General features: G+C 56.2%; 19 protein-coding genes and 1 pseudogene. 8 read left to right on the plus strand and 12 right to left on the minus strand.

Annotated features, from left to right (window positions below; translation table 11 throughout):
* The first annotated feature begins 436 nt into the window (after positions 1-436).
* Positions 437-1336 (plus strand): lipid A hydroxylase LpxO, encoded by a 900-nt coding sequence (gene lpxO / locus ACYZTY_RS12830; protein ID WP_461958790.1) that lies wholly within the window; start codon positions 437-439, stop codon positions 1334-1336.
* Between the two features lie 120 nt (positions 1337-1456).
* Here the strand turns inward: lpxO and ku are convergent, their stop codons facing one another.
* Positions 1457-2317 (minus strand): non-homologous end joining protein Ku, encoded by an 861-nt coding sequence (gene ku, locus ACYZTY_RS12835; RefSeq protein ID WP_461958791.1) that lies wholly within the window; start codon positions 2315-2317, stop codon positions 1457-1459.
* 193 nt (positions 2318-2510) lie between these two features.
* Here ku and ACYZTY_RS12840 point away from each other — a divergent pair, with 193 nt between their 5' ends.
* Both ACYZTY_RS12840 and ACYZTY_RS12845 read left to right on the plus strand, forming a co-directional pair.
* Positions 2511-2870 (plus strand): hypothetical protein, encoded by a 360-nt coding sequence (locus tag ACYZTY_RS12840; protein ID WP_461958792.1) that lies wholly within the window; start codon positions 2511-2513, stop codon positions 2868-2870.
* A 50-nt stretch (positions 2871-2920) separates the two neighbouring features.
* Positions 2921-4072, plus strand: a complete 1152-nt coding sequence (locus ACYZTY_RS12845; RefSeq protein WP_461958793.1) for a PQQ-dependent sugar dehydrogenase — start codon at positions 2921-2923, stop codon at positions 4070-4072.
* A gap of 130 nt (positions 4073-4202) precedes the next feature.
* Here the strand turns inward: ACYZTY_RS12845 and rimI are convergent, their stop codons facing one another.
* Positions 4203-5297, minus strand: coding sequence for a ribosomal protein S18-alanine N-acetyltransferase (rimI, locus tag ACYZTY_RS12850; RefSeq protein ID WP_461958794.1), 1095 nt, complete (start codon positions 5295-5297; stop codon positions 4203-4205).
* A gap of 92 nt (positions 5298-5389) precedes the next feature.
* Here rimI and ACYZTY_RS12855 point away from each other — a divergent pair, with 92 nt between their 5' ends.
* Both ACYZTY_RS12855 and ACYZTY_RS12860 read left to right on the plus strand, forming a co-directional pair.
* The gene (locus tag ACYZTY_RS12855; protein WP_461958795.1) at positions 5390-6964 is read left to right on the plus strand and encodes a RimK family protein; all 1575 of its coding nucleotides are present in this window, start codon (positions 5390-5392) and stop codon (positions 6962-6964) included.
* Positions 6965-6971: 7 nt separating this feature from the next.
* Positions 6972-7895: a magnesium transporter CorA family protein gene (locus ACYZTY_RS12860; protein ID WP_461958796.1), complete on the plus strand. Its 924-nt coding sequence runs from the start codon at positions 6972-6974 to the stop codon at positions 7893-7895.
* A gap of 118 nt (positions 7896-8013) precedes the next feature.
* Here ACYZTY_RS12860 and ACYZTY_RS12865 read toward each other — a convergent pair whose 3' ends face one another.
* Positions 8014-8349: a DUF2834 domain-containing protein gene (locus tag ACYZTY_RS12865; RefSeq protein WP_461958797.1), complete on the minus strand. Its 336-nt coding sequence runs from the start codon at positions 8347-8349 to the stop codon at positions 8014-8016.
* Positions 8350-8597: 248 nt separating this feature from the next.
* On the opposite strand from ACYZTY_RS12865, the pseudogene ilvA reads away from it, so the two are divergent.
* A pseudogene (gene ilvA / locus ACYZTY_RS12870) lies at positions 8598-9593 on the plus strand (threonine ammonia-lyase, biosynthetic); the annotation flags it as partial.
* Positions 9594-9617: 24 nt separating this feature from the next.
* Here the strand turns inward: ilvA and ACYZTY_RS12875 are convergent.
* Both ACYZTY_RS12875 and eco read right to left on the minus strand, forming a co-directional pair.
* Positions 9618-9923 (minus strand): NIPSNAP family protein, encoded by a 306-nt coding sequence (locus ACYZTY_RS12875; RefSeq protein ID WP_461958798.1) that lies wholly within the window; start codon positions 9921-9923, stop codon positions 9618-9620.
* A gap of 20 nt (positions 9924-9943) precedes the next feature.
* A complete protein-coding gene (gene eco, locus ACYZTY_RS12880) occupies positions 9944-10426 on the minus strand; it encodes a serine protease inhibitor ecotin (RefSeq protein ID WP_461958799.1) in 483 nt (160 codons plus the stop codon).
* Between the two features lie 386 nt (positions 10427-10812).
* On the opposite strand from eco, the gene ACYZTY_RS12885 reads away from it, so the two are divergent.
* On the plus strand, positions 10813-11088 hold the full coding sequence (locus ACYZTY_RS12885) for a DUF1652 domain-containing protein (protein ID WP_461958800.1): 276 nt from the start codon (positions 10813-10815) through the stop codon (positions 11086-11088).
* Here the strand turns inward: ACYZTY_RS12885 and ACYZTY_RS12890 are convergent.
* Both ACYZTY_RS12890 and ACYZTY_RS12895 read right to left on the minus strand, forming a co-directional pair.
* The gene (locus ACYZTY_RS12890) at positions 11085-11480 is read right to left on the minus strand and encodes a hypothetical protein (protein WP_461958801.1); all 396 of its coding nucleotides are present in this window, start codon (positions 11478-11480) and stop codon (positions 11085-11087) included. The two genes, ACYZTY_RS12885 and ACYZTY_RS12890, sit on opposite strands and share 4 nt — an antisense overlap.
* 90 nt (positions 11481-11570) lie before the next feature.
* Positions 11571-11837, minus strand: coding sequence for a DUF2790 domain-containing protein (locus tag ACYZTY_RS12895; RefSeq protein WP_461958802.1), 267 nt, complete (start codon positions 11835-11837; stop codon positions 11571-11573).
* Positions 11838-12344: 507 nt separating this feature from the next.
* Between ACYZTY_RS12895 and ACYZTY_RS12900 the strand changes: the two genes are divergently transcribed.
* Complete coding sequence (locus ACYZTY_RS12900) at positions 12345-12641, plus strand: hypothetical protein (RefSeq protein WP_461958803.1); 297 nt, start codon at positions 12345-12347, stop codon at positions 12639-12641.
* Between the two features lie 76 nt (positions 12642-12717).
* Here the strand turns inward: ACYZTY_RS12900 and ACYZTY_RS12905 are convergent, their stop codons facing one another.
* From ACYZTY_RS12905 to tssI, 5 genes are all read right to left on the minus strand, one after another.
* Positions 12718-13251 carry a hypothetical protein gene (locus tag ACYZTY_RS12905; RefSeq protein WP_461958804.1) on the minus strand — a complete coding sequence of 178 codons (534 nt, stop codon included), beginning with the start codon at positions 13249-13251 and terminating at the stop codon, positions 12718-12720.
* A 71-nt stretch (positions 13252-13322) separates the two neighbouring features.
* Positions 13323-13976 carry a DUF2931 family protein gene (locus ACYZTY_RS12910; protein ID WP_461959309.1) on the minus strand — a complete coding sequence of 218 codons (654 nt, stop codon included), beginning with the start codon at positions 13974-13976 and terminating at the stop codon, positions 13323-13325.
* A gap of 17 nt (positions 13977-13993) precedes the next feature.
* A complete protein-coding gene (locus ACYZTY_RS12915) occupies positions 13994-14647 on the minus strand; it encodes a DUF2931 family protein (RefSeq protein ID WP_461959310.1) in 654 nt (217 codons plus the stop codon).
* Positions 14648-14667: 20 nt separating this feature from the next.
* Positions 14668-15318 (minus strand): DUF2931 family protein, encoded by a 651-nt coding sequence (locus tag ACYZTY_RS12920; RefSeq protein WP_461958805.1) that lies wholly within the window; start codon positions 15316-15318, stop codon positions 14668-14670.
* Complete coding sequence (gene tssI, locus ACYZTY_RS12925) at positions 15311-18805, minus strand: type VI secretion system tip protein TssI/VgrG (protein WP_461958806.1); 3495 nt, start codon at positions 18803-18805, stop codon at positions 15311-15313. Before tssI ends, ACYZTY_RS12920 begins: the two co-directional genes overlap by 8 nt.
* Positions 18806-18967 lie beyond the last annotated feature (162 nt).

Here is an 18967-nt window from a genome sequence, read left to right on the forward strand (position 1 = left end):
CGTTTCCGGTATCCGAACCACGGGAAATGCATCCCGGTCAGAAGCGGAAGGTCCATCTGGCAATAAGTGGACAGCAGCATATGGAGCGCTTGGCCCGAGTCGAAGTGCGCTGAGACGGGGTTCATTCCCGTCATCAACCAAGGGGGGCGCGTAATGTTTGGCGGCGATTGTACTGGTCTGGCTCTTTAAACGATAGGGCGTTGAGGTTGCGCGGGCGCTTTGGCGGCATCAACGGACAGATTTTCACATTTGAAGGTTAACTATTGGTTACAAAATGAGACTAACATGCCATTTTTCTACCTGAAGCCGACTATCGGCAGGCTCTAGGACGGGCCATCCGGGAAACGCTGTTTCGTATTCAGACGCTGCACAAGATCCCAGGGCTTCGAGGCCTGGAGGGAAGCAGTTTGTTCACCTCTGACGTGTGACGATTTCTGTGAAACTGATTATTGCCGCTATTTATGTAATATCCATTGCTTACGTCCACCTGCGCGGTCGGGTGCGCCACAAGCTGGGCCGCCAATTGAGCGATCACTCGTCGTTTCTGGCGCCGATCAATTGCTTCCTTTATATGTTTTCGAAAATCCCCAACAAGCCTTACCTCGACCCGGCCGATTTCCCGGACCTGAGTCCGTTGCAGGAGCATTGGGAAGAAATTCGCGCGGAAGGCCAGAACCTGCTTCGGGCCGGGGAGATCAAGCGCTCGAACCAATACGACGACGTCGGTTTCAACTCGTTCTTCAAGACGGGCTGGAAGCGCTTTTACCTGAAGTGGTATGGCGACAGCCATCCTTCGGCGACGAAACTCTGCCCGCGCACCACTGAACTGGTGCAAAGCATCGGGTCGATCAAAGCCGCGATGTTCGCCGAGTTGCCGCCGGGCTCCAAACTGGTCCGCCACCGCGATCCGTATGCCGGCTCTTACCGTTATCACCTGGGCCTGGAAACGCCGAATGAGGCCGGTTGCTACATCAACGTCGATGGTGAGAACTACCACTGGCGCGACGGTGAAGCGGTGATGTTCGACGAAACCTTCATTCACTACGCTGAAAACACCACCCAGCAGAACCGCATCATTCTGTTCTGCGACGTCGAGCGGCCGATGAAGTACCGCTGGGCGTCGGCGTTCAACGGCTGGTTCAGCCGTAATGTGATGTCGGCGGCGGGCGCGCCGAATGATGCGGGGGACAAGACCGGTGGCATCAACCGTTTGTTCGCCAAAATCTACAAGTTTCGCTTGCGGGGCAAGGCGCTGAAGAAGCGTAATCGCAAACTTTATTACCTTGAAAAGTGGGCGATTTTTGGTGGGTTGCTGGCGGTTTTTGTGCTGATCTGAATGTTGTGTTGTTACATATGGCCCCATCGCGAGCAGGCTCGCTCCTACAGTTGACCGCGATCACCTGTAGGAGCGAGCCTGCACGCGAAGGGGCCCTGACCTCCACCGCAAAACCAACAATCAGCCACGAGAAGTCTTCGTGGCTTTTTTCTGCGCAGCAGGTTTAGCCGCCGGTTTGGCCTTAGCGGCACCTTTGCCCCCAAGACTACGTTTAAGCAGCTCAGTCAAATCAATCACATCAGCCGTTTTACGTTCCTCTTCACCCGTCGCCGTTTCAACATCCTCAATCTTGCCTTCATTCGCCTTTTTCTCGACCAACGCCATGATCTTGTCTTCAAAACTGTCGCGGTAATCTTCGGGTTTCCAGTCGGCGCTCATGTCTTGCACCAGACGCTTGGCCATGTCGAGTTCGCCCTTGGCCAGTTCGGGTTTGGTCACTTCAGCGCCCAGCTCCAGCGTATCGAGGCTGCGCACTTCGGCGGGCCAACGCAGCATCACCAGCACCATCGCCGATTCCAGTGGCATCAACGCAGCCAAATGCTGACGGGTATGCAGGACAACGTGGGCGAGGGCGACTTTATTGGTTTTGCTCAGGGTTTCGCGCAACAGCGCATAAACCTTGCCTCCGCGTTTGTCCGGCGCCAGGTAGTAGGGCGTGTCGATGTTTTGCAGGGGAATCTGATCGGCGTCGACAAAGGAAAAGATGTCGATGGTCTGCGTTGATAATGGGTGCGCCGACTTGATCTCTTCCTCGCTGAGCACCACGTAACGGCCTTTTTCGTACTGCACACCTTTGACGATGTGTTCCTTGGTGACTTCCTTGCCGGTGACCTTGTTGACGCGCTTGTAACCCACCGGGTCCATGCTGCGGCTGTCGAGCCAGTCGAAATCCACGCCTTGCGAGGAGGTCGCCGAGACCAGCGCGACAGGGATATGCACCAGCCCGAAACTGATTGCGCCTTTCCAGATTGCCCGTGCCATGGTCGTCTACTCGCAAGTGATGTGTTCAGGTGACCTGCCGCGCGGCGCAAAAGTTTCAGCGGGCTGCGGCCCGGTCCTGCGGGGCGGTCAACTGGTGTTACATCTTGTGAAAGAGGTTTTAGTTAACAAATCCGAACCCCGGGCGTAGCGTGCTATCGAAGACCCTATCCACGCTGACGCCCGGAGGCCTCCCATGAACAGATTCGTGCTCGCCTGCACCGTACTGGCATTCAGCGGCCTGTTGAGCACTCTTGCCCAGGCCGACGTCGCAGTGCCTTCGTCCTCTTTACTGCTGGCCCAAAGCCCAACGGGCACCGGCAATAACAACCCTTACAACAGCCCGATCCGCCGGGCCAATCCCAATAGCATGCAAGGCACGCAGCCCGGCGCTCCGGTCATTCGCGGGCCGAACACCGTGCCCGTGCCGCGGCCGCCTACCCTTGATAACGGTGGCATCGGCAATCGCTATCCGCAGGACCGAACCGCCCCCGCCAGCCCACCCAAATTCATTCCCAATCCGCCTCATCGAGACGCAGACACCAGCAACCGTTGAACGGCAGGACAGGTTCTTGCCAGCCATTCGAACGACAAAAGGAATCGTGCATGTTGCGTAAAACCCTCCTGGCCACTTTCTGCGCCAGCGTACTGATCACCGCCACGGCACCCGTCTTCGCGGCGGCGCCCCAGGACATGAACAGCGAGCAGGGCACCCTTGAGGTCTGGCAAGTTGCCAAGGGCCTGGAACATCCGTGGGCCTTGGCGTTCCTGCCCGATCGCAAGGGCATGCTGGTCACCGAACGGCCCGGCAATCTGCGGGTGGTGGAGTACGACGGCAAACTGTCGGCACCGATCAATGGCGTGCCAAAGGTCTGGGCCAAGGGGCAGGGCGGCTTGCTCGACGTGGTGTTGTCACCCGACTTCAAGCAGGACCGCACGGTTTATCTGTCTTACGCCGAGGGCGGCGGTGCGGGCGACAAGGCCGGCACGGCGGTAGGGCGCGGGCAATTGTCCGAGGACCTGAAAACCCTCAAGGATTTCAAAGTGATTTTCCGTCAGGAACCCAAGCTTTCGGTCGGCAACCACTTCGGCTCACGATTGGTGTTTGATCGCGACGGCTATCTGTTCATCACCCTCGGCGAAAACAATGACCGGGCGACGGCCCAGGACCTCGACAAGTTGCAAGGCAAGGTCGTGCGCATCTATCCCGACGGCCAGGTGCCAGACGACAACCCCTTTGTCGGTCAGGCCGGTGTGCGCCCGGAAATCTGGTCCTATGGCCAGCGCAATCCGCAAGGCGCGGCGCTCAATCCGTGGACCGGCGTTCTCTGGGAGAACGAGCATGGCCCGCAGGGAGGTGATGAAATCAACATCATCGAACGCGGCAAGAATTACGGCTGGCCGCTGGCGACCCACGGCATCAACTATTCCGGCCAGCCGATCCCGGAAGCCAAGGGCAAGGCTGCTGAAGGCACCGTGGCGCCGCGCCATGTCTGGGAAAAATCCCCCGGCCTCAGCGGCATGGCGTTCTACGACGCTGATCGCTTCAAGGTATGGCAGCACAATGTGTTCATTGGTGCGCTGGTGAGCCAGGAGTTGATCCGCTTGCAGTTTGATGGCGACAAAGTGGTTCACGAAGAACGCTTGCTCGGCGAACTCGACAAGCGCATTCGCGATGTGCGCCAGGGGCCGGATGGGTACTTGTATGTGCTGACCGATGAGGACGATGGCGGGCTGTACAAGATCGGCCTGAAGTAACTGGTTCCTGAAACCACCACTTCCCCTGTGGGAGTGAGCCTGCTCGCGATAGCGGCGTATCAGTCACCAACAGTGGCGGATGTGAAACCGCCATCGCGAGCAGGCTCGCTCCCACATTGGATAGGTGGCGTCACCGGGTATGCAGGATAACCGCAGCCCGAAGCTTTCCCCGGCCAAAACTGCACATCTTGTCGAACTCTCCATGGCTGACCGGCAAATGCTGGCAGTCCATCGGTTGACGATGTTGGCTGTGGTCCACGTCCGGGTCGTGCAGGTAGACGAACTCGTCATCGCAATCGGTGACGATCACCCAATGGGGCGCCTTGGAGCGGGTCAGCCGATAGCTGCTGATCAATACCAGCGGCTGTCCGCCATCGCCCAGTAACCGTGGAAGGTTCAGCGGGCCGCCGATGACTTGCTCCACATCAGTTTCGAGTAGCTGGGCAGTGAACTCTTCGTGCACCAAGCGCATTACGTCTTTTTTATGCTCATCGCGCACGCCATCGAGAAACAACGGCCCGTCCATGCTCAGTTGCAAACGCACTCGAAAACCCCGGCGCCATGCCGCCAGTGCCAGGCCTTGAGGGCTGCATCCACCATGGCCTGCGGTCATGAACACCGTCGTCGCCTCACGCCAGATCTGCAATTCCTCGCGGCGTTCCAATACCCGGTCCGCGTGCAGCGCCCCCATGGCCATCAGCAGGCAGGCCGGGCCGCAGGTGAAATCGGTGGTTTGCCGATACCAGGGCACCTTGATGCTGCGCGAATCGCGGTGCTCAAGGATGCGTTTTTCCAGGCGCAGCGCGTCGGCATGGTCCTGGTAATAGTCATGGATCAGCGCGAAACGCCGGTAGCCGTTGCGTTCATACAAGGCAATCGCCGCCGGGTTGTCGATACGCACTTCGAGCCGCAGGTAGGCGCAATCATGTTCAAGGGCGCAGGACTCGACGCGTTCGAGTAGCTGCTTGCCCAGTCCGCTGCCGCGCGCCCCGGTCGCGATCGCAATCGAATAAAGGCGGGCCAGCGAAGTGCCGCGGTGAAACAGCACCACCGCGTAACCAACCAATTGCTCGTCACGCTGGGCCACCAGCAGCTGGCCGTGGGCCCGGGTAATCATCCACAGAAAGCTGCGGCTGTTGAGCCGGTCCGTGGTGAAGCATTGCTGTTCAAGTTCCAGTAGCGCGGGTAAGTCTTCAACTACCGCCAAGCGAAAGACAGTGTTCATACGACCGCCGTAAAAGTTGCGTAACGAAACGGGACTTTCGAAAAAGTTCGTGCTTAATAGGAAAGGTCTTGTTCTCCAACGGATCAATCACTATGTCAGCGGTACAAGGTCATTGGCGCGAAGTATCCGAGCAAACTTTGCCGGTAGCAACTTATTTAAATGATGCAAGCAAAACTTCAAGTCAGTTGATTATCATCGTCGAACGCAAGGAAGACTGGGCTTCGTATTTTCCCAGCGAGGACATTGTCACTGCCCAGGAATACCTCGAGCAAACGCGGGACAACGAACAGGGTAAACGGGTCCAGGTGATCAACCTGTGCCGCAGCTACAAGTACCTGGGGCACGGCTATTACTGCTCATTGCTGGCCGAGGCGCGGGGGCATAAGGTCATTCCTTCGGTGCGGACCATCAGCGAATTGACCAAAAAATCCTTGTACGGACTGTCGCTGGACGACCTGGATAAACCCCTGGAAAAAGCCCTCAGTAATCATCTCTACAGCGACACCGAAGGCTTTACCCTGACGTTGTATTTTGGCAAAACCAATATAGAACCGTTACAGGATCTGGCGCGCCAGTTGTTTGAGGTTTTTCCGTGCCCGATATTGTTAGTTGAGTTTAGAAGAACCAATGGTTGGCACATCGAGGGTATAAAGTCCGGCACCTTGCATAAGTTGCGCGAAGACCAGGAAGATCAATTCGCCAACTCCCTGGACAGTTTCAGTCGCAAGATCTGGCGTGTGCCACGCTCACGGCGCCTGGCCCGTTATGACCTGGCCATCTTGCATGACCCGCAGGAAGCCTTGCCGCCCTCCAACGCGAAGGCGCTGGATAATTTCGTACGTGTCGGCAAGACATTGGGCATTGATGTCGAGCTGATCGAGCGCAAGGACTACGCGCGCATTGCCGAATACGACGGCCTGTTGATCCGCGAGACCACAAGCGTCGACAACCACACCTATCGCTTTGCGAAAAAAGCCGAGAGCGAAGGGTTGGTGGTGATGGATGATCCGGCGTCGATCCTGCGCTGCACCAACAAGGTGTACCTGACCGACCTGCTCAAGAGTCATCAACTCGGCATGCCCGCCACCGAAATCCTCTACAAGGATCGACCGGAAGATTTCGAACGGGTCGGCGAACGCCTGGGCTTTCCCTTGGTGCTGAAGATCCCTGACGGCTGTTTCTCCCGGGGCGTAATCAAGGTCGAAAGCCAGCAGGCCTTGCTCGAAGCGACGGCCGAACTGTTCGAACACTCGGTGCTGCTGCTGGCTCAAGAGTTCTTCTACACCGAATACGACTGGCGTATCGGCGTGCTCAACCGCAAACCGATCTTCGCCTGCCAATACTTCATGTCCAAGGGCCATTGGCAGATCTACAACCATAAAGCCAAGGGCCAGGACATCAACGGTGAATGCCGCACGCTGGCGGTCCACGAAGCCCCGCGAGCCGTGGTCGACCTGGCCGTGAAAACCGCCAACCTGATCGGCGACGGTCTCTACGGCGTCGACCTCAAGCAGTCCGGTGACAAGGTGGTGGTAATCGAAGTCAACGACAACCCGAACATGGACGCCGGCATCGAAGACGCCTACTTGCAGGACGATCTGTACTCGCTGGTGCTGGAGGAGTTCGTCCGACGGCTGGAACTGAAACGTCGCGGCCAAGCCTGGTGAACGGCCGATGATCAGAAGCTTTCAACTGGCTGGCGGCGCCCTGCAATCGGTCGAACGACTGGACGCCGAAGTGATGCTGTTCAGCAACCCCGATGCCGCCGAGCGGGACCTGTTGCACAGCCACTTCAAGCTCGATGAACACGCCTTGGCCTCGGCCCTGGACCCTGATGAGGTGTCGCGCATCGAGTTCCACCCCGACAACCTGTTCCTGATCTGGAAGCGCCCGGAAAACTATTCCGGCGCCGGCAGCCTGGCCTTTGAAGTGTCGTCCTGCGGCTTGCTGTTTTCAGCGGATCGCCTGCTGGTGATCGCCACCGACGATGCGCCGCTGCACGGGCTCGGCACCCGGCAGCGGTTGAACACGCCGTTGGATGTGTTGCTCGACCTGCTGTTCAACAACATCCATCACTACCTGGGTCACCTCAAGGTGATCAAAATGGTTGCCCGGGAGTTGCAGCAGAAGTTCAACGCCTCGATGCAGAACCAGCACTTGATCCAGATGTTCAACCTCAGCGAAAGCCTGATCTATTACATCAACGCGATTCACAGCAACGGCGCGGTCCTGACACGGTTGCGCAATCACGCGGCCAAGGAACACTTCAGCGCCGAAGCCATCGGTTTGATTGACGACCTGATCATCGAAAACAACCAATGCTACAAACAGGCGGAAATCTACTCCACGGTGTTCTCCGGGCTGATCGATGCCCGGGGCAACCTGATGAACAACAGCATGAACAATCTGCTGCGCAAACTGACGTTAATTAACGTGGTGTTTTTGCCGCTGAACCTGATAGCGAGTATTGGCGGCATGTCCGAGTTCAGCATGATGACCGGGGACACGCCATGGTGGGTGTCGTATCCGTTGTTTCTGACGGCGATGATGATTGGGGCGGGAGCGATGGTGCTTGGGCTCAGGCGCTTGGCGAAATAGCTTTTGCGGTTGTCAGATCGCTTTCGCGGGCAAGCCTCGCTCCTACAATGGAATGCATTCCAATGTAGGAGCGAGGCTTGCCCGCGAAGACTTAATCAGCATCTCAACAACACCTGAATCAGACTTGCTGCCGTGCATCAACGCAACTCTTGCGGTCTTTAAGCCCACGAACGACGAGGTACAACAACGGCCCGACAGACACGAAAACCGCCGTGATCAGCAGATACGGAATCACCGACAATCCCGACTGCCCACGCTTGCGCGCATCCTTGTACATCCAGATTCCAGCCAGAATCGCCAACAGATACAGATCAATCACCACCTGCGCAGTATCCGGGCGCGACATCAGGCTGATGCCGAAGTCGATCAGCGATTGCTCCGCCTGAAGCATCACTGAAACGGTGTAACCGGCAAAGGCGATCAAGGCAACGAGGGGCAGGGCGACAGACTTCATGGTTTCCTTCCCTGGGACAATGATTGGTGTCGCCAGCCTACAGACGCCGAAGAAAATTGGCCATTGACTTGCCATCAACGCCCGGCTAATTTCCAGCCATGACTTCCACCGTATTGCGCTGCCAGCCAAGCATTATTACCGCCATTCCTTATCTGGCGGGCTAGCTCACGACTGCAGCACCCAACCCGCCCTTGAGGCGGGTTTTTACTTTCTGTCTCTTGGGCTCCGAACAACGTCAGGAGACGACCATGAGCAGCACCCCCGCCCAGCAGGCTTTGCTTGAACACTACGTGAAAAAGATCCTCGCCGCGCCGGTGTATGAACTGGCCGTGCGCACACCTTTACAACCGGCGCCAGCGCTGTCCGAAGCCTTGGGTAATCAGATCCTGCTCAAGCGCGAAGACTTGCAGCCAACCTTTTCATTCAAGATCCGTGGCGCTTACAACAAGCTGGTGCAACTGAGCGATGAGCAAAAGGCTCGCGGCGTGATCACGGCGTCAGCGGGCAATCACGCCCAAGGTGTGGCGTTGGCGGCGCGTGAGTTGGGGATCGCCGCCACCATCGTCATGCCTTGTACGACGCCGGAACTGAAGGTGCTCGGGGTGCGCAGCCGCGGTGCTGATGCGGTGCTGCATGGAGAGAGTTTTCCGTTCGCCCTCGAGTACGCGCTGAGTCTGGCCGAGCAAACCGGTCGCACCTTCGTCTCGCCGTTCGACGACCCGGACGTGATCGCGGGGCAAGGCACCGTCGCCATGGAGATCCTTCGTCAACATCAAGGCTCGCTGGACGCGATCTTCGTCCCCGTGGGTGGCGGAGGTTTGATCGCCGGCATCGCGGCGTACGTCAAATACCTGCGACCTGAAGTGCGCATCATCGGCGTCGAGTCAGAACATTCCGCGTGCTTGTACGCGGCGTTGCAGGCCGGCGAGCGGATCACCCTGCCCAGCGTAGGCACTTTCGCCGATGGCGTGGCCGTTGCGCAGATCGGCGCTTACGGTTTTGAGGTTTGCCGGTTTTGTGTCGATGAAGTGCTGACCGTCAGCAACGACGAACTGTGCGCCGCGATCAAGAACATCTACGACGATACCCGCTCGATCACCGAACCCTCCGGCGCCTTGGCGGTGGCCGGAATCAAGAAGTACGTCACTCAAACCGGCGTGCGCGGTCAGACTCTGGTCGCGATCGACTCGGGCGCCAATATCAACTTTGACAGTCTGCGACATGTCGCCGAGCGCGCCGCATTGAGCGGCGCCTCAGCGTAAGGAACATCAGGCCAACAGCGGACGCAGGAACGTCCGCTCGTAACTGACAATGAATTTCTTCTCGACCAAAGAAGCGACCAGAGCGGTGCTTTCGGCGTCAGTCATCGCGATGTGGCGGTAGCTTTCGTAGTCCGCCAGCGAAGGAAAACTGAACAGGCAGTAAGCGATATTGCTCGCACCCTCGGAAGGCAGGAAATACCCGTGGTGCGTGCCGCCGAGACGTTCGACGATACCGAGCCACGCCTTGGCGTAGGTTTCGAACTCGGTCAGTTGGTACGGATCGATCACATATTTGACGTGGCAAGTAATCAAAGTCGTGCTCCTGTGAAAGGTTATTCCTGAACAGCTTTCTCGACCTTGCTTGACGCCGACCAGATCCGATAGCGGACTTCGACGTCCTTGGGCACGTAGAGCACGATCGGTAACTTGCTGTTGTAGCGAAGCATGAAGCCGTCACCAACCACCGGCACGAACTCCTTTTTACTCTTGCCGTCGGGGCAAGCCATCATCGTGCTCATCGGGCCGATGACTTTTTCCAGGCGGTAAAAGGGGTAGCCCCAGCCTTCAAGGTTTTTTTCTTCAAGGATTCCGCCAAGACGCTGGCGATTGCAGTCCACGGTCAGGGTCTTGCCGGCGAGCACCTCAACCTGGAAGTTTTCTTCCTGTGGCTGCGGCGCCACATGAATGACCTGGCGGGTGAAACCGCTCTCAGGCTTGGGGAACGGCGCGACAGTTTCAAGTTTTGCGGCATGAGCCACGCTCGAAAGACTGGCAACAATCAGCCCAACGGTAGTGACAAAGGTCAATGAACCCATGGTGCCTCCTTGCGTGTGAGTGGGGTCAGCGGATACTGGAATGACAGGCGCATTCTTACTGTCGACCTCCGCTAATGCAAACCCCGCTCGGGTTGTATGCAAATTGCAGGGCTGAAACTGCCCTTTCTTGCAAATTGCATGAGGCCGTTTATAGGCATGTCCGTTAAATCATTGATTTACCGATGAGCTGCACGGCGAAATTCGCGGCATGTTTTATGCTCATTCAGGTCTTGAGTTGACCGGGACAGTATTGAGTCAGCTTGGAACGCGAGGACGGTCTGGTGTTTGAGACGTAGAAACCCCGCCTTAGGAAGAAAAGCGGGTGATTTCAGCACGGACCAACGCTTGAATTTATTTGGCAATCTCACAATTAGGAGAGGGTCGCCATGTTTCTTTCTGCCCTGGAACTACGCAATATCATTGAAAGCAGTTTTCTGCCGAAACGCTGTCTATGTACGCTGTCGCCGGACCTTTCGATGACCGTCAAAGTGTATTCAGACCGTGAAACCGATCACCTCGATTTGATAAAGACCGGGATAGATGCCAAGCACCTGAATGGTTGCCGTGAAATCAACGACCTGATTGCCGGATTACGCTCAGACATGGAGCATCAATCCAAGGCCGAGTCCCAGCCTTTGCACTTGGACAAGAAAGCGTTTTAACCCACAGTTTCGAGTTCCGCTGACACGCGCCGGGTCTGGACAAACCCCATTCCCAGCGCCGACTCGACCACCACAGCCAGCAAAATGCCTGGCCCGGCATGGCCGTTGAGCCATTCGCCGAAACCCAGCGCTGCCAAACCGAAACAGCCGACGGTAAAACCGGTGCTCAGCGCATTGCGGGTGACGGACGGCGCCTCGTTTCGAACCAGATAAAACATCACGCCCAACGCCGCGAACAGCACCGCACCGCGCCTCGCAACAAAACCTGCCGCAGACGAATACTCAATACTCCAGAGCGCCAGCAATACGTCCGGCATCAAACCCCAGACCAGGGCCAGTACAAAGCAGAGAAGGGACGAGAAGGTCGACAAGGTGCGAAACGATAACTGCATGGCGAATCCTTGCGGCAGTGAGGGAGGCACCAAAGCATAGCGCCAGAACCCTCACAGGAATACCGCAAAGCGTTAAATCAGACCTTTCCGTCAGTTCTGATAACTGCAAGCGTCAGAAAGCTTCCGATAGCTGATTTCTTCAGGTTTGCCTGACGTATCGATGTATTTCATGTCAGCCGTTATCACTTTGCATTCCGGCGTGTTCGGCTCAGTCAGCGCTACCACCTTGCCGATATTCAAAGGCATGCCGTAGTGATAGGGCACGGCTTGCGAGGACGACGTGTCGTTGGCCTGAGCAAGACCGGTAAACGCGGTGCAGGCGAGGGCGGAAGTGATCAGCAGCGTGCGGATGTTCATGTGGCGATCTCCAGTGCAGACGTAAAGTCAGCTCGACGAATTGGCGTCGAACCTGCCGCACTGGGCGTCAGAACAACCTGAGGGCGTGCGGTCCAGTAAAGTTTTGGACCGCGGGGTTAACGGATGGTTAACCCGGCTGAACGCCGCCTGTCGCGAGGGCGTTTCTGTCAGACGTTTCATGTGGGAAACGATCTACGGGATCTTCGGCTGGGTCCTACAAGGTCAGACGCCTTGTCGACTTTCGCCGGATGGGGGGCGGCGTTTACTGTTTGGGCTCGCTGCAAAATCAGCGGACAGGTTTGGTCACCTGATAACACCGCACATATATGTGCCATGATTCGCGCCGCGGACTTCTACGTTCTCGTGGTGCGTTGCAATGGTGGCTGTGTGCGGGACGCCTTAGGGCGAGCCGATTGGGTGTTGTCGGTTGACCAAGCCTGTACACAGCCGCCTCCCACCGTTTGGTCACGGTGCTGGCGATTACTAATTAATACCCGAGTAATTACGATGCCTACGCTAAACCCGTTTCCCGATCGCTACCGTTCAATCAACAGCAGCGTTACCGATTCAAGTCCTTTGGTGATCGACACCGAAGCCAATCCCCAAGACATTCTCGAAGCCGCCTTACAGCGGGTCCGGGCCGCCAGCCAGTTACTTGAAACCCTGCATTGCCAATGCTTCAAGCACGGCGATGTTCAAGATATCCCGCACATTACCCATGCGCTTTACCTGCTGACTCAGGATGGTTTTGACCTGTTGCAGGTGGCTCAGCAGCGGATGATGGGATGGAAGGCGCCAGCCTGACGTCTGAAAATCACAAACAATCCAGCGCCCGGCAGCGCTGGATTTTTCATGGCAGGGTGTTTTCTCTATTTGATGCCTACTTGAAGCGTACGACCTTGAATCCACGGCCATTAGGCACGACATCACTGCCGGCAGCCTCGTCCGGCTGACCTTTGCCTGACACATAGTCATAAACCCAAAACTTCGTAGACACTTCATTCCCGATATTTGGAATGACCAGTCGCATCTGCTGCTGTCCCAGGTAGAGATAACGGGGCAGGGCTTTCTCGGCGAAATCGATTCGCTCGATTGAATGACTGACCGGGTTTTTACGTAAAACGACGCCCTTCAAATAGGGCGAGCCGTAGTTCATCACGAATATCAGGCTAGAGGACGCGCACTTGGCCATGACGACTTCTCCGACAAAGTCGGAGTCAGGCATGTCGGTGAATGCATGCGACGTTTTTTGATCGAAATTTACGAGTAGACGCTGGCCATCAGCGTTTGCCTCTGCCAGCAAGGAGATAATTGCGCCATCGGACAATGGGCAGTTGAGAATTGAACGCTTTTCCTCAGCAAATGCGGGATTCACCAGCAGCGCCGCGATTAAAAAAAACCCTGCTTTTTTCACTTAATGTAACTCTCAGCATTCGCATTGGAGCAATGCTTGAAGGAAACGGACTTGGTTGCCAGGCAGTGCCGTTACTCCCAAGAGCCATATGGAACACCAAATTTTTCGACATAGGCTTTGGATTGATCGGAGAGCGTGTCGTACTCACCATTAGACTTACCTTCATAGGGGCCGCGCGGATCAATCACGCCTTTTACGGTAGTTACCTCAATCGGTGTCATGCAGGGACCGGTTACCCAGACTTTGGCAATGCCTCCGGGAACCAGCCTTATAGCGATTGCCTCACGATATCCGGTGATCCATTTCCCGTCGGCAGCGCAGAAAACCTTTTCGCCTTTGCGCATGATCTCCCGGGTCGACTCAGGTATGTTAATCACCATCTGGTAGGTTTGCGGCTCGACCAGCGATTGCCAACGGACATAGATCTGTTTGGGCAAGTCAGCCCCTGTCACATATTTACCCTTACCCCAACCTGCTCTTTTCGGCCAACCTCGGGGATCGCCGGTGTTGTTGGGAGGCGTTAGTATTGATGCAGAACCACTCATCGCACGTGGATATACCTGTTCCTGAATATCAACCACATCCGCCGACTCGATCCAAACTTCCATGTAGGCGGGAGCCGAAAATCCCAAGCGCCAGGCTTTATAAGGCAGTGAGTTGCTATTGGCGAATGCGCAGCCGCTGAGCAACAATGCCACGATGGCAATACGAACAAATTTACTCATTAGGATGTTGTGGCTGGTCATTTCCAAGAGTCATATGGAACACCAAATTTTTCTACATAGGCCTTGGATTCATTGGAAAGCGAGTCGTACTCACCGTCAGACTTGCCTTCATACGGGCCGCGCGGGTCGACCACAGTTTTTACCCGAGTTACTTCTATTGCTGGCAGGCACGACCCCATCACCCACATTTTGGCTATACCACCGGGCGCCAAATTGATAACTAGTGCGTTGCGGTAATCTGTTATCCACTTGCCATCAAATGCGCAAAAAACGTTTTCCTCCTTGCGCATGATCTCCCTGGTCGACTCAGGTACGTTGATCACCATCTGGTAAGTTTGCGGTTCGACTAGCGATTGCCAGCGGACATAGATCTTTTGGGGTAAGTCCGCCCCAGTTACGTTCTTACCTTTGCCAATTCCTGGTTTTTCGGGCCACCCTCTAGGGTCGCCTGTATTGTTGGGAGGTGTCTGGATGGCAGCAGTACCACTCATCGCGCGTGGATACACCTGTTCCTTGATATCGACCACGTCAGCCGACTCGATCCATACCTCCATGTAATTAGGCGCTGAAAAGCCCAAACGCCACGCTTTGTAAGGTAGTGGTTCACTCTTGCCGACTGCGCAGCCACTGAGCATGAACGCAACGATGGCAATACCGAAAAACCTATTCATTAGGAATTTGCGATTGGCCACTACCACGAGCCATACGGCACACTAAATTTTTCGACATAGGCTTTGGAAACTGCCGAAAGAGGGCGATGTTTACCGCCGGACTTCCCTTCATAGGGACCACGCGGGTCAATCACAGCTTTTACCCTAGTTACTTCTATCGGAGGCAGGCAGGAACCGCCCACCCAGACTTTAGCAATGCCTCCTGGAGCCAACCCTATATCGATCGAATCGCGATAGTCGGTGATCCATTTACCATCAAATTTGCAGAAAACCTTTTCCCCTTTGCGCATGATTTCCCGAGTTTCCTCCGGGATTTTAATTACCATCAGGTAGGTTTGCGGTTCGACCAGCGATTGCCAACGAACATAGATCTGTTTGGGTAAGTCGGCCCCTGTCACCCGCTTGCCGCCGCCGATGGCAGCTCTTTTCGGCCAGCCTCGTGGCTCACCGGAATTGTTCGAAGGCTTCAACATGGAGGCAACGCCACTCATCGCACGTGGATACACGTGGTCCTGAATATCGACGACATCGGCTGTTTCGATCCAAACTTCCATGTAGTCAGGGGCAGAGAATCCCAGGTGCCAGGCTTTGTAGGGCATTGACTGACTATTCGCAACTGTGCAACCACTGAGTAAAAAGGCGGCAAAAGCGACACGTATAAAATTACTCATTTGGATGCACCGTGCGCGTAGAGTTTTCGTCTGGTCGATTAATAAAAACGATATTCAGATCGCTATTGTTTCGATTTTTAGCGGCGTTCCAGTTGTCGGAGACATGAACATAACGGCGGAACAGCAGCTCTTCCTCCTGCAAGGTCAGTCCTGTTGTTTTGCTTTTTCCCTTAGCGTATGCCATCAGCTTTTCGGAAATGGGGACAAGTTCAGCAGGCAGAGCAAGTCTCGGCTCATTCTCGTCAATTTCGCTGAATGGCACGTCATTCTCTACGGCAAGTTCACGCATGATCCGAAAGTAGATCAGGGACAAATCACTGCGGACTTCGCGCTGGCTGCTGACTGCGGCATAAACGTGTTTCATGTTTTTATGATTGCCTTTTTCCGTAATCCGAAACGGAACCTCCCAGGTTCGAACCTCCAGCGAAAGATGGTATTGGGATAGTTGATCTTGCAGCCGCCTCAAGTCCTGCTGGGCAACTTTGTAACTATTGGCTTCAGCAAAAGATGTCCTTTCATCAACCGGGCTTTTACGTGGTTTGCTAAGCAGGATGCGTTCCATTGCCTTAGGTAAATAGCCACCACCCAAATCAGAGTGCACGCCAGGCAAGACAATGTCGGCCGCTCCAAGACTGTTCAGGGCGAAATTATAACGTCGCTCATTTCGAGCGACTAATTGGACGACTTTCTTAGCCGCATCTGGTGCGAGTTTGATATTGATCCCTGGGTTGTAAGCATTATTACCATTCATGTCCCCTACCAGCGGATTAGCAATGGCTGCGACTGTGTCGTAAACACCAATGAAGTTGATGGAAACTTCTGTATGCGGCTTCCAAGAAAAGCTATCTGCTAACCCAGGAGTGCCAGCGGGAATTGCTTGGGCCAAGATACTTTTTTCACCCTTTAGCACTTCATTGGCAAAGTCCCGTGCTGCTGCGGACCCACGGCTAAATCCGAAAATATCGAATTCAATCCGCTCTATACGTTTGTCTGGATTGCTTGCTCCAAAGGCACGAAGAACTTCAACAAGTAACGCAGGAGTTTCTTCAACTCGCGCCCTGACTCCCTGCGCTCCTATCCCTGTACCTTGCGAAAAGGTGGAGTCTTCTGCGGTACTGCTGGTACCGATGCCATCCACATAAACACGCAAGCTTGCCGTCTTAGCATCGATTGGCAGAGTTCTCTCCCCTTGGTTTTCGTAAAGGTCAAACAGCCTGGCTACGTTACTGACATCATTCCCGTAACTGTTATCCGGGCTACTTCCCTTTCCGTCGTAGCCGTGCGAGGCGCAGAACTGACGGATATCCTCTGCCATTTCCTCAAGGTTTACATCCGGCGCAAAGCAGCCAAAGACGCGTTCACTGTTGTTACGGTTATTGCCCGTACCATCGAAGAACACCCCAACTCGCAAGGTAATGTCTTCCTGCTCAACCTCTTCCTCCTCCTCTTCAAGCTCCTCTTCCACAACCGGTGGCGCTGGTTTAGGCGCTTCATCAGCAACCGCATTGAACTTGCCAACCGGCGGAGCACTCAGCAATTTCCCCGCAAGGGCAGCAGCTGCGGCCCCCGGCGTGATCGGCGGCAGAATCTGAATCCCGGAACCGGCCCCCGGCGAGCCCCCGGTGTTCACCTTCACCTCAGCCCCACTAATCGTCACACCCCCCGCATCAACCTTGACGAAACTCCCGCCAGCCTTGGCCGTCAGTTCCATCCCGCCTTCCATCACCACCTTCTCGCCAGCGTGGTAATGAATCTCCTGACCCGCCTCGACAAACTGCGCCGTTCCCACCTTCACATGTTGGGTCACCGCCACCGTCAGGTGATCATCCGCCCGCGCTTCGGTCTTGCGATCCAGTTGCGTGATGCGATGTTCTTCAACCATGAACTCGCTGAAAACATTGGCCTCAACCGTGTCATGGCGTTCATTGCCAATTCGGATCTTCTGGTCGTGCTCAATGTTTTCATCCCAGTCGCGCTGGGCGTGCAGGTAGATCTGTTCCGCGCCTTTCTTGTCTTCGATGCGGAATTCGTTGTAGCCCTTGCCGCCCGGTGAGCTCAGGGTCTTGAAGGTGCTGCGGGTTTTGTTGGCTGGCAGGTCGTAGGGGACGACGTTTTCCTTGTGGAACAGGCAGCCGGTGATCAGCGGTTGGTCGGGGTCGCCTTCGAGGAAGGTGACGAGGACTTCCATGCCGACGCGCGGGATGGCGATGCCGCCGTAGGCGCTGCCGGCCCAGCCGGTGGCGACGCGCAGCCAGCAGCTGGTGTTGTCGTTGGCCTGGCCGTCGCGGTCCCAGTGGAATTGCACTTTGACGCGACCGTATTCGTCGCAGTGGATTTCTTCGCCCGGCGGGCCGGTGACGATGGCGGTCTGGCTACCCAGGACTTTCGGCTTCGGGTGATCGAGGGCAGGGCGGAAGTGCGCGTCCCACGGGGTGGCAAGGAAGGTGTTGCGGTAGCCCTGATGGAAATCGTCTTTGTTGTGGGTGACGTCGCTGGTGACGTTTTTGCCAAGTACTTGTGGCTGCTTGCCTTCGTGTACGACTTCGAGCAGCAGCCAGAGGTCGTTCCACTCGGCGCGCGGGTGTTCGCTCAGGGCCATGAAGTGGCCGCTGGCCAGGGTGGGCTCGTCGCCTTTGCCTTCGGCCAGTTGGTAATCGCTGCGATGGCGTTCCAGCGCGCGGGTCGCCAGTTGTTTGCCGCGTGCGCGGTCGGTGAAGCGGCCAGGGTAGTCGTAGTCTTCGAGGTCCGGGGCGAAGGTGCTCTTGGCGGCGCCTTCGGGCAGGATGCTTGGTTTTTCGAAGTCGTAATCGCGACGGCTGACGCGGGAGGTGCGGGTTTCCAGGCGCAGGTTGAAGCGCTTGATCACCGGTTTCGTGGCGGCCATGCCGGAGTCTTGCTGGTAGGCCACGGGCGACAGTTTGCGGAACACTGTCTGGTCATCGCCGAACACCAGTTTGTGGCCGCTGGCGCTGTGCTGGAAGTGGAAGTGGATGCCTTCCTCTTCACACAGGCGCTGGATAAAGTGCAGGTCGGATTCGTCGTACTGCACGCAGTAATCGCGCTCGGGATAGATCGCGCCGAGCTGGAAACTGTAGGCGTCAGCCAGGATGCCGCGCGCCTCAAGTACCTGGGCGATGATCTTCGGCACACTTAAATGCTGGAAAATCTGCTGGTCATGGTTGTGGCGCAGGTAAGCGAGTTGCGGGACCAGGCTGATGCTGTAGCGCGTCAGGCTCTTGCCGGAATCGCCTTGCTCGATGCGATAGACCAGACCGTGGATGATGCCCTTGCCGGTAGCGCCGAAGGTCAGGCAGCCAGGCTTGTGCAGCAACTCTTCGAGTTTCAGGTCGGGACGGGCGCTGACCAGTTCGATGTCGAAACAGAACGGCTGATTGAGGGTTTCGCGACCGACGAAGCTGAGCACTTGCAGGTCAACGGAAACGCCTTCCAGCGTCAGGGAAATATGGGTTGCGTTCGCGTCCAGCATGCCTTTAATTCCGTCCTTTGAATAAGCTGGTGCGGATGGTGCAGCATTAAACCGCCCCGTTCAAGGCGCAAATGGCGTAGGCGTGGATGCCTTGGGCTATCGGGAAAACCCTTAGATACGGGGTTTTGGCCAATGAATGCGGGGTGTGTTTGGTCATCTTTT

The sequence above is a fragment of the Pseudomonas sp. LB1P83 genome (genome assembly GCF_054897885.1).